Raw genomic sequence first — 9,855 nt, 5'->3', positions numbered from 1 at the left:
CACTTTGCTGACCTCGGGGAGAAAACGCAGGTTCCGACTGATGATGGCTGGTATGACACGACTGTGGAGGATGCTGGCCTGGGTTGGGGTGGTTGGCCCCGCGTCCCGACTCCCCGGAGCCGCCCCATGACCGTGATCCTCGGGCAGGTGTTCACCGGCGTCAGCATCGGTGCCGTCCTGCTCCTCATCGCGCTCGGCCTCTCACTCACCTTCGGCCAGATGAATGTCATCAACATGGCCCACGGCGAGTTCATCATGGCCGGCGCCTACACCACGTACGTACTGCAGAAGTCCATTTCCGGCGCAGGAATGTCACTGATCGTCGCGCTGCCCGTGGCATTTCTCGTTTCAGGGGCGCTCGGCGCACTGCTGGAATGGCTGCTGATCCGCCGCCTTTACCTCCGTCCCCTCGACACTCTTCTTGTCACATGGGGTGTCGCTCTGATGCTTCAGCAGCTCGCCCGTGACATTTTCGGGGCGCCGAACGTGCAGACCCGCGCACCCGATGTCCTCACCGGGAACATCACGGTCATCGGCGGAGACGACCCGCTCACCTTCGCCAACAGCCGGCTGTTCATCCTGGGGCTGGCGATCGCGGCGGTCGTGGCACTGTCCCTGACCCTGCGCCTCACCCCGCTCGGGCGGCGGATCCGCGCCGTGGTGCAGAACCGGGACCTGGCGGAGGTGTCCGGCATCTCCACCGGCCGCGTGGACCGCACCGCCTTCTTCATCGGCTCCGGGCTCGCCGGGGTCGCCGGGGTCGCTCTGACCCTGGTCGGCCCGATCGGTCCGACGATGGGCACCAACGTCATCATCGACGCCTTCCTGGTGATCGTCGTCGGCGGCATCGGGCAGCTCAAGGGCAGCGTGATCGTCGCCTTCGTGCTGGGCTCGCTCCAGTCGGTCCTGGAGTACTCCACCACCGTCAGTGTCGCGAAGGTCCTGGTCCTGGTGGCCATCGTCGCGTTCCTCCAGTGGCGGCCACAGGGCCTGTACACGCTGCGGACGAGGAGTCTCGTGTGACCACCACCACTCCCCTCGCCCCGAAGACGGGTCAACTGCCGGGCGGCCGGGCCCGGTTCGCGGCGGCTCGTCCCGCGGCCGGCTTCGTCATGGCCGCCCTCGTGCTCTTCGCCGTCGCCCCGCTCGCCCTGTCCGACTTCCGGCTCGGGCTGCTCGCCAAGTACCTGTGCACGGCCATGGTCGCGGTCGGCATCTGTCTGGCCTGGGGGCGCGGCGGACTGCTGACCCTCGGCCAAGGGGTGTTCTTCGGGCTGGGCGGCTACGCCATGGCCATGCACCTGAAGATCGCGGACGCCGGACCCGGCAACCTCCCCGACTTCATGCAGCTGTACGGGACCGCCACCGAACTCCCCTGGTGGTGGCGGCCGTTCGCGAATCCGGCGTTCGCGCTCGCCGCGACCGTCCTGCTGCCGATGGCCGTCGCCGCGATCCTCGGCTCGTTCATCTTCCGGCGCCGGGTCAAGGGCGCCTACTTCGCGATCCTCAGCCAGGCGCTCGCCGCGGCCTTCGCGATCTGGCTGATCGGCCAGCAGGAGACCACGGGCGGCACCAACGGGCTGACCGACATCCAGGGCTTCTTCGGCTACGACCTGAACGACCCGGTCAACCAGCGGATGGTGTACTTCGTCATCGCCGCGGCGCTGCTCCTGCTGATCGCGCTGGCCCGTCAGCTGACGCAGAGCCGCTACGGCGAACTCCTCGTCGCCGTACGGGACTCGGAGGAGCGGGTGCGCTTCCTCGGGTACGACCCGGCGAACGTGAAGCTCGTCGCGTACGTCGTCGCGGCGGGCATGGCCGGGCTCGCGGGCGCGCTGTTCGTGCCCGCCGTCGGCATCATCTCCCCCGCGCTGGTCGGCATCGTGCCGTCCATCGAACTCGTCATCGGCGCCGCGGTCGGCGGCCGGGCGAGCCTGGTGGGCGCGGTGCTCGGAGCGGTGGGCGTCGCCTGGGCCAGAACGGCCCTGTCGGAGGAGTTCCCCGCGGCCTGGACGTACTTCCAGGGGCTGCTGTTCATCGTCGCCCTGGCGTTCCTGCCGGGCGGCCTCGCCTCGCTGGCCGCGATCGTGAAGCGGCGCCGGGCGCAACGAGGACTCGCTGGAGACACGGCATGACGGAGTTTACGGACAGTGCGCCCTCGGGGCTCGAGATTCGGGGACTGCGGGTGACCTTCGACGGCTTCACCGCCGTCGACGGGGTGGACCTCGACGTACGGCCGGGCGATCTGCGCTTCCTGATCGGGCCGAACGGCGCGGGCAAGACGACGCTGGTCGACGCGGTCACCGGACTGGTGCGGGCGACAGGATCGGTGCGCTTCGGGGGTGCCGACATCCTCGGCCGCAGTGTGCACCGCATCGCCCGCTCGGGGATCGGCCGCACCTTCCAGACGGCCACCGTCTTCGAGGAGTTGACGGTCCTTCAGAACCTGGACATCGCGGCGGGCGCCGGGCGGGGCGCGCTGACGATGCTGCGCCGCCGCAGGAGCGTGCCCGAGTCCGTGGCGCACGCCCTGGAGACGGTGGGGCTGACCGCCCTGGCCGACAGCCCGGCCGGGACGCTCGCACACGGCCAGAAGCAGTGGCTGGAGATCGGCATGCTGCTCGTGCAGGACGTACGGCTGCTGCTGCTCGACGAGCCGGTCGCGGGGATGAGCCACGACGAACGGCAGGCCACCGGCGAGCTGTTGGAGCGCATCAGCCGGGAGCGGACCGTGGTCGTGATCGAGCACGACATGGACTTCATGCGCTCCTTCGCGCGCAGCGTCAGTGTGCTGCACGCGGGCCGGGTGCTGAGCGAGGGGACGGTGGCAGAGGTGCAGGCGGACCCGAAGGTGCAGGAGGTGTATCTCGGGCACGCGGCCGCCGAGGACACCACGGCGACCGTGCCCGGTCCGACCGCCGTGCAGGAGGCGTGATGCTGGAGATCGACACCGTCCATGTCGGATACCACCGCAGTCTGGTCCTGCACGGTGTCTCCGTCGAGGTGCCGAGGGACGGGGTGGCTGCCGTGCTCGGCCACAACGGAGCGGGGAAGAGCACGCTTCTGCGGGCCGCCGTCGGACTGCTCGGCCCGCGGAGCGGCTCCGTCCGCCTCGACGGCGAGGACATCACCCGTCGCAAGCCCCACGAGCGGGTGGCGCGCGGCATGGCGTACGTCCCGCAGGGTCAGCAGGCCTTCCCGCACCTCACGACCGCCGAGAATCTCCAGCTGGTCGCGGACGGGCGGCGACGCGGCAAGGAGGCGATCGCCGAGGCGCTGGACCTGTTCCCGGCGCTGCGCGCCCTGTCGGGCCGCCGCGCCGGCCTGCTCTCCGGCGGTCAGCGCCAGCAACTGGCCATCGCCCGCGCCCTGGTGACGGAGCCTCGGGTCCTCCTCCTCGACGAGCCGACCGAGGGCATCCAGCCGTCCGTGGTGGCCGAGATCGAGGAGACGATCCTCGCCCTGGCCGCCCGGGGAGGTCTGTCGGTGCTCCTGGTCGAGCAGCACGTCGGCTTCGCGATGCGGGCGGCGCAGCGCTACTACGTCCTGGAGGCGGGCCGGGTCACGTCGTCCGGTGAGGGCGGCCGGGACGCCGAACGGGCGGTGCGCGAGGCGCTCAGCGTGTGACTCGCCGTGCGGTCAGCTCCGCGCGAGGGCTGCTCGGGCCCGTTCGAGGTGAGCGCGTTCCGGCGCGCTTCCGGACAGGGTGATGGCGGCGTCGTACGCCCGTATCGCCTCGGTGCGCCGTCCGAGCCGGCGCAGGAGGTCCGCCCGTACGGCGTGGAAGGCGTGGTAGCCGTCCAGGTCGAGCTTGTCGACGAGGGCTAGGGCGGTCTCCGGTCCCTCGGCCTCGGCCACGGCCACGGCGCGGTTGAGGGCCACGACCGGGCTGGGGGCGAGGTCCATGAGCTGGTCGTACAGCTGGAGGATCTGGCCCCAGTCCGTGGCGGCCGCGGTCGGCGCGTCGCTGTGGACGGCGTTGACGGCGGCCTGGATCTGGTAGGGCCCCGGCCGGTTGCGGCGCAGACAGCGGCGTACGAGGGCCTGGCCCTCGGTGATCAGATCCCGGTCCCACCGCGTACGGTCCTGGTCGGCGAGGAGGACCAGGTCGCCGTCCGCCGTCGCGCGGGCCGGCCGGCGGGCCTCGATGAGCAGCATCAGCGCGAGCAGGCCGAGCGCCTCGGGTTCGTCCGGCATGAGCTCGACGAGGAGGTATCCGAGGCGCACGGCCTCGGCGCAGAGGTCCTCGCGGCCGCCGTACCCCTCGTTGAAGACGAGGTAGACGACGGCCAGCACACCCTTGACGCGGTCGGGCAGGTCGGCGTCGCGCGGGATGCGGTAGGGGATGCCCGCGTCGCGGATCTTGGCCTTGGCGCGGACGATCCGCTGGGCCATGGTGGATTCGGGGACGAGGAAGGCGCGGGCGATCTGCGGGGTGGTCAGGCCGCCGAGGAGCCGCAGGGTGAGGGCGACCTGGGCCTGGGGGGCGAGCGCGGGGTGGCAGCAGGTGAAGATCAGACGGAGCCGGTCGTCGCGCACGGGGCCCTCCTCCACGGGTTCGTCCGGGGCGTGCAGCCGGGCCGCTTCGGCGTGCCGGGCCGCGCGCGTGGACTCCCGGCGCAGCCGGTCGACGGCTCGATTGCGGGCGGTGGTGATGATCCAGCCGGCCGGGCTCGGCGGTATGCCGGTCTCCGGCCACTTCGCCGCGGCCGTGGCGAACGCGTCCTGCACCGCTTCCTCGGCGAGGTCGATGTCGCCCAGGAAGCGGATCAGGACGGCGACCGCCCGGCCGTACTCGGCACGGAAGACGGCCTCGATCTCGGCTCCGCCGACGGCCATCAGTCCTCGGCCTCGTGCATGAACGGCCGCACCTCGATGGGAAGTGTGGTCGCCAGCGTCGCCTTGCGCCCCCACATGAGCGCCGCGTCGAGGTCGGGCGCCTTGATCAGGCAGATCCCGCCCAGGTACTCCTTGCTCTCGGTGTACGGCCCGTCGGTGACCAGCACGTCACCGTCCCGGGCCCGCAGCACGGTGGCCGTGTCCGGGCCGTGCAGTCCGCCGGCGAACACCCAGGCACCGGCCTCGCGCAGCTCCGCGTGGAACACGTCGAGATTGTGCATGATCCCTTCCAGGACCTCGGGCGCGGGCGGCTCGCCCTGCGGCTGCATCACGCTCAGCAGGTAGTACTTCATGATGTGTCCTCCTCGGTGGTCGCTCACTCGGCGTCTCACTGACTACACGAACGAGAAGGCGCCGGATCGACACACGCCACGACGACAGCGGGAGATTCCTTCGATGACCATCCCACCGCATCCGCTCGTCACCGCGGCCCGGAGGCTGGCGGCCGACGTGCTGGCACCCCGGGCGGAGCGCGTGGACCAGGACGGCCTGCCCGCGAGCAGCATCGAGGCGGTCAAGCGGTCGGGGCTGCTCGGGATCGGCGCCCCGGTCGCGTACGGCGGGTCGGCGGCGCCCGTCGCGGTGATCCGGGAGACCGCGGAGATCCTGGCCGGGGCGTGCTGCTCGACGTGGTTCGTGCAGACCCAGCACCACACACCGGTGACGACTCTGGCGAGGAGTGACCTTCCGGTGCGGGAGCGACTGCTCGGTCCGCTCGCGCGCGGGGAACTGCTGTCCGGCGTCGCCTACGCACAGTTGCGCGCCCATCCGCGGGTCCCGGTGCGGGTCACGCGCGAGCGCGGCGGCTGGCGCTTCGACGGGAGGGTCCCCTGGTACACGGGCTGGGGGCTGAACGACGTCATGCTGCTGGCCGGAGTGACGGACGCGGACGAGGCGCTGTTCGCGTTCACCGAGGCGCGCGAGCAGCCGGGGCTTCGCCCGTCGCCGCCGATGCGGCTCGCCGCGCTCACGGCGTCCCGGACGGTCTCGCTGGAACTGGACGGGCTGTGGCTGCCCGACGACGCGGTGGCGCTGCGCACCCCGTACGCGTCCTGGGCGGTCACCGACCGGCCCAAGAACACCAATGCGTCGCCGGCCGTGTTCGGGGTGACGGCGACGGCGATCGGCCTGCTGGGGGACGATCCCTCCGCGAAGGAGACCGCGGGCGCTCTGCGGGCGCGTCTCGACACGGTCAGGCGGCAGGCGTACGAGCTCGCCGACCACCCGGAGCCGACCGAGCGGATCGGGGAGCGGCTGGCGTGCAAGACACGGGCGTACGACGTGATGCGGGCGGCCACCACCGCGGCGGTGGTCGCCGGGGGCGGGCGGGCGATGGATCTGCGCAGCCCGGCGCAGCGGCTGGCGCGCGAGGGGATGTTCCTGCTGGTGCAGGGGCAGACGGCCCAGGTACGCGTCGCGCATCTGGGGTCGCTGGGTTCGCCTGGGTAGCCGGGGCCGACCTGGTCGCAGGGGCCGACCTGGTCGCAGGGGCCGCCCGGTCGCGAGGTTCGTCGGGAGCGCGGGGCGCCAGGGTGCCCGGTCCGCTCAGCCGGTGAAGGGTACCTGCGCGGCCGGTGCCGGTCGGCCGGCGGACGGGTGCTGCCACAGTCCCTGGCCGGCGAGGCGGGGCAGGACGCCTTCCCCGAACCAGTAGGCCTCCTCCAGGTGCGGGTAGCCGGAGAGCACGAACTCGTCGATGCCGAGGGCGTGGTACTCCTTGATCCGCTCGGCCACCTCCTCGTGGCTGCCGACCAGGGCCGTGCCCGCTCCGCCGCGCACCAGGCCGATGCCGGCCCAGAGGTTGGGGTGGATCTCCAGGCCGTCCCGGCCGCCGCCGTGCAGCGCGAGCATCCGCTGCTGGCCCTGCGACTCGCTGCGGGTGAGCCCCGCCTGCACGGACCGCACGGTCTCCGGGTCGAAACCGTCGAGGAGCCGGTGGGCCTCGGCCCAGGCCTGCTCGGAGGTGTCGCGGGTGATGACGTGCAGCCGGATGCCGAACCGGAGGGTCCGCCCCTCCTTCGCCGCGAGCCCGCGGATCCAGGCGATCTTCTCGGCCACCTGGGCGGGTGGTTCGCCCCAGGTGAGGTAGACGTCGGCATGGCGGGCGGCGACCTCGCCGGCGACGGGTGAGGAGCCGCCGAAGTAGACCTCCGGGACCGGGTCGGGGACCCGGGCGAGCCGGGCGTCCTCGACCCGCAGGTGCTCGCCGGCCAGGTCGACGGTCCTGCCGTCCCACAGGTCCCGGACGATCTGCAGGAATTCGCCCGTACGGCGGTACCGGGCGTCCTTGTCGAGGAAGTCGCCGTAGGCGCGCTGCTCGTGGCTCTCGCCGCCGGTCACCACGTTCAGCAGCAGCCGTCCCCCGGTCCGGCGCTGGAACGTGGAGGCCATCTGCGCGGCGAGCGTGGGCGACACGAAACCCGGCCGGAAGGCGACGAGGAACTTCAGTCGCTCGGTGTGCTGGCTGACCATCGCCGTGGTCAGCCAAGCGTCCTCGCACCAGGCACCCGTCGGGGTCAGCGCACCGACGAACCCGAGGTCCTCCGCCGCGCGGGCGATCTGGCTCAGGTAGGCGACCGTCGGCGGCCGGTCCCGTCCGGAAGCCGTGGCGGGCGTGCCGTGGCCACCGCCGACGACATGACGGCTGTCTCCGTTGGTGGGCAGGAACCAGTGGAAGGTGAGGGACACGGCGGCGTTCTCCGATCGGGGGGGGACGGGCGGGCGACGGCGAGGGTGGCCGGCAACTCGGTTCCGGCCGGCGTCACTTGGCGGTCGATGACGTCAACCGGCCACCGCCAGCAGCTGTGTACGACCCAGGGCAGCCGAGAACTGGTCCACCACCTGGGCCAGTGCCTCGGCGGTGCCCGGCGCGACGGTGATGCTCCCGTCCTGTCCCGTGGTGATGTCCTTGTCGAGGGTGAACCAGCCCTGGACTATGTGAGCCGCACCCATGGAGTTGAGGACCGGACGGAGTGCGTAGTCCAGGGCGAGCACATGGGCGGTGCTGCCTCCCGTCACCAGCGGCAGCACCGTCTTCCCGGTCAGGGCGTACTGCGGCAACAGGTCGAGCAGGGCTTTGAGGACGCCGGAGTAGGCGGCCTTGTAGACGGGGGTGCCGATGACCACGCCGTCGGCGCGGGCGAACAGCTCGGTGGCCTCGACGATGGCGGGGTGCTGGAAGTCCGCGCCGAGCAGCGCCTCCGCGGGGATGGTGCGGACGTCGAGGGGGATCACCTCGTGGCCCTGCGCGGTGAGGCGGACGTCGAGATGGCGCAGGAGTTTGGCGGTGCGGGAGGAGACCGAAGGGCTGCCGGAGACGGACAGGACGGTGGCCATGAGTCCTCTTTCGTGGGCGGGGTTCCGGGCGAGCGTCGCAAGCGGGGTTCCGGCGGAATTCGCGTGTGCGGTTCCGGGCGAACCACGTGTGCGGCGATCCGGGCGAACGGGCTGCCGGGGTCAATGGGGAGTCGATGGGGAAAGGGCACGGAGACGGGACGCGTCGCACTCCCCCATGCGCCGCGCCGGACCCCACGTACGCCCGCCTGACTCCGGTTTCCGCTGAGGCAGTTGGGCCTCAGGCGCACGCACTACGGGCAGCGGTGCGGGGTGCCCGGAGCCGACGGGCCGTTCGATGACGCGGAGGGGTCCGGGCACGCGCAGCCGGAGTTCGGGCGGCGAAACGCGGGCGACAGGCGGGGAAACGCGCCGGATCGCGGCGGGAGACACATCACCGTGGGCGGACCGGCCCCCGCGATGGGGACCCCGCCGTCGGGGATCGTCAGGCTTCGCGGCAACAGAAGGAACTGGAGACACGCGCGAGGTCGACGTGGCGTCGCCGCGTGAGGTCCAGTCGCTTCTTCATGGCGTCGATCGTCGCAGCCCCCGGCCGGGGCAGTCAAGGAATGGCCGACCGGTCTCGCATCCCGGACCGCCCTCGCGGGCCGGATCCACCGCGGCCTGCAGCCGGTTCGGCCGGCTCGTCGTGGCCGGCGCCCACGGGCGTTCACGCGCGGGCCACCGGTATCTGCTCGCCGCCGGAAGCCGGGCCGTCGTCCGTCCCCGATCGGACCGCGTCCTGGATCAGTCGTCGTCCCCGACAGGGACGACCACGAGAAAGGCGTCCGACTTCAGGTCCATCACGACCGTGGCCGCCAGCCCCTCGGTGCGGCGCCGCGCCGCGTACTCCTCCGCGGTCCAGGATCCGCGCGGAGCCCCAGCGGGAAATCGTTCCAGCACCTGTGTGCCCATGGCGGCAGACACCTCCAGCTCTGACCTCGGACCCGGAGCTACGAGTCCCGTGGGATGCGCTTTCCCGGGTTTCACCGAGACATGTCAGATCCGTTCTCAGGTTCAGCGGCCGGGAGAGCGCACGCCGGAGAGCTGTCGGTTCATCGCCGTCAGGAAGCGGAGGACCACCGACAGCTCGTCCTCGCTGAAGCCGGACCGCACGCGTGCGGTGACCTCGACGAGCGGCCGGAAGTGGGCGCGTGCGGCCGATCCGGCATCGGGGACGTAGTGGAGGTGGACCACCCTGCGGTCGGGACTCTCCCGCACGCGCCGGATGTGGCCCGCGCGTTCTAGCCGGTCCAGACACGCGGTGACCGCACCCGAGGTGAGTCCGAGATGCTCGCGCAGCCGGCCGGGCGTGAGCGGCTCGGGCGCGTCGAGGATCGCGGCGAGCGCCTGCACGTCCGTGGCGTGCAGCCCGTGTTCCCCGGCGAAGCCGTGCACCAGTCGGTTGATCTCGCCGTTCATGCGGCGCAGCTGCACCGCGAAGGCCTGGAGATCCGTCGCCTGTTCCGGCTCCGGGCCCGCATCGAGGTCCGGGTCACCCGTCCGGTCGTCACGGTCGTCTCGGCTGGCCACACGATCAGCCTATAGAAGTCCGCGTCGCATCCCTCGTACGGGCGTCTCGCGCGGGGCCGTCCCGTCCGGCGCATCCGCGGGCGGCGTCCG

The 9,855-nt window shown here is 71.9% G+C and carries 12 protein-coding genes; 5 read left to right on the top strand and 7 right to left on the bottom strand.

Features of this window, described 5'->3' with window-relative positions; genetic code table 11:
• Window positions 1-126: 126 nt before the first annotated feature.
• From urtB to urtE, 4 genes are all read left to right on the top strand, one after another.
• Complete coding sequence (gene urtB / locus ABZX90_RS29545) at window positions 127-1,023, top strand: urea ABC transporter permease subunit UrtB (protein ID WP_351123044.1); 897 nt, start codon at window positions 127-129, stop codon at window positions 1,021-1,023.
• Between the two features lie 89 nt (window positions 1,024-1,112).
• A complete protein-coding gene (gene urtC, locus ABZX90_RS29540) occupies window positions 1,113-2,135 on the top strand; it encodes an urea ABC transporter permease subunit UrtC (protein WP_355209756.1) in 1,023 nt (340 codons plus the stop codon).
• Window positions 2,132-2,935, top strand: a complete 804-nt coding sequence (gene urtD / locus ABZX90_RS29535; RefSeq protein ID WP_351123041.1) for an urea ABC transporter ATP-binding protein UrtD — start codon at window positions 2,132-2,134, stop codon at window positions 2,933-2,935. The genes urtC and urtD overlap by 4 nt, the downstream gene beginning before the upstream one ends.
• Window positions 2,935-3,627, top strand: a complete 693-nt coding sequence (urtE, locus tag ABZX90_RS29530) for an urea ABC transporter ATP-binding subunit UrtE (protein WP_355209743.1) — start codon at window positions 2,935-2,937, stop codon at window positions 3,625-3,627. The genes urtD and urtE overlap by 1 nt, the downstream gene beginning before the upstream one ends.
• 12 nt (window positions 3,628-3,639) lie before the next feature.
• Here urtE and ABZX90_RS29525 read toward each other — a convergent pair whose 3' ends face one another.
• Together ABZX90_RS29525 and ABZX90_RS29520 are read right to left on the bottom strand one after the other, a co-directional pair.
• Window positions 3,640-4,839: an RNA polymerase sigma factor gene (locus tag ABZX90_RS29525; protein WP_351123035.1), complete on the bottom strand. Its 1,200-nt coding sequence runs from the start codon at window positions 4,837-4,839 to the stop codon at window positions 3,640-3,642.
• Window positions 4,839-5,192 carry a YciI family protein gene (locus ABZX90_RS29520; protein ID WP_351123033.1) on the bottom strand — a complete coding sequence of 118 codons (354 nt, stop codon included), beginning with the start codon at window positions 5,190-5,192 and terminating at the stop codon, window positions 4,839-4,841. Before ABZX90_RS29520 ends, ABZX90_RS29525 begins: the two co-directional genes overlap by 1 nt.
• A gap of 103 nt (window positions 5,193-5,295) precedes the next feature.
• On the opposite strand from ABZX90_RS29520, the gene ABZX90_RS29515 reads away from it, so the two are divergent.
• Complete coding sequence (locus ABZX90_RS29515; protein WP_351123030.1) at window positions 5,296-6,348, top strand: acyl-CoA dehydrogenase family protein; 1,053 nt, start codon at window positions 5,296-5,298, stop codon at window positions 6,346-6,348.
• A 96-nt stretch (window positions 6,349-6,444) separates the two neighbouring features.
• On the opposite strand, the gene ABZX90_RS29510 is transcribed toward ABZX90_RS29515, so the two are convergent.
• The 5 genes from ABZX90_RS29510 to ABZX90_RS29490 all read right to left on the bottom strand — a co-directional run bounded on the left by ABZX90_RS29510 (window position 6,445) and on the right by ABZX90_RS29490 (window position 9,765).
• Window positions 6,445-7,587 carry an LLM class flavin-dependent oxidoreductase gene (locus ABZX90_RS29510; RefSeq protein ID WP_351123346.1) on the bottom strand — a complete coding sequence of 381 codons (1,143 nt, stop codon included), beginning with the start codon at window positions 7,585-7,587 and terminating at the stop codon, window positions 6,445-6,447.
• 93 nt (window positions 7,588-7,680) lie between these two features.
• Window positions 7,681-8,235: an NADPH-dependent FMN reductase gene (ssuE, locus tag ABZX90_RS29505; protein WP_351123028.1), complete on the bottom strand. Its 555-nt coding sequence runs from the start codon at window positions 8,233-8,235 to the stop codon at window positions 7,681-7,683.
• A 442-nt stretch (window positions 8,236-8,677) separates the two neighbouring features.
• Window positions 8,678-8,761, bottom strand: coding sequence for a putative leader peptide (locus ABZX90_RS29500; RefSeq protein ID WP_351123343.1), 84 nt, complete (start codon window positions 8,759-8,761; stop codon window positions 8,678-8,680).
• A gap of 218 nt (window positions 8,762-8,979) precedes the next feature.
• Window positions 8,980-9,147 (bottom strand): hypothetical protein, encoded by a 168-nt coding sequence (locus tag ABZX90_RS29495; protein WP_351123025.1) that lies wholly within the window; start codon window positions 9,145-9,147, stop codon window positions 8,980-8,982.
• Between the two features lie 102 nt (window positions 9,148-9,249).
• Window positions 9,250-9,765, bottom strand: coding sequence for a MarR family winged helix-turn-helix transcriptional regulator (locus tag ABZX90_RS29490; protein ID WP_355209736.1), 516 nt, complete (start codon window positions 9,763-9,765; stop codon window positions 9,250-9,252).
• Window positions 9,766-9,855 lie beyond the last annotated feature (90 nt).

Source organism: Streptomyces sp. NPDC002935 (genome assembly GCF_040611295.1).
Taxonomy (GTDB): domain Bacteria; phylum Actinomycetota; class Actinomycetes; order Streptomycetales; family Streptomycetaceae; genus Streptomyces.
The sequence above is the reverse complement of the archived record's forward strand: the minus strand, read 5'-3'. Positions and strand labels throughout refer to the sequence as shown.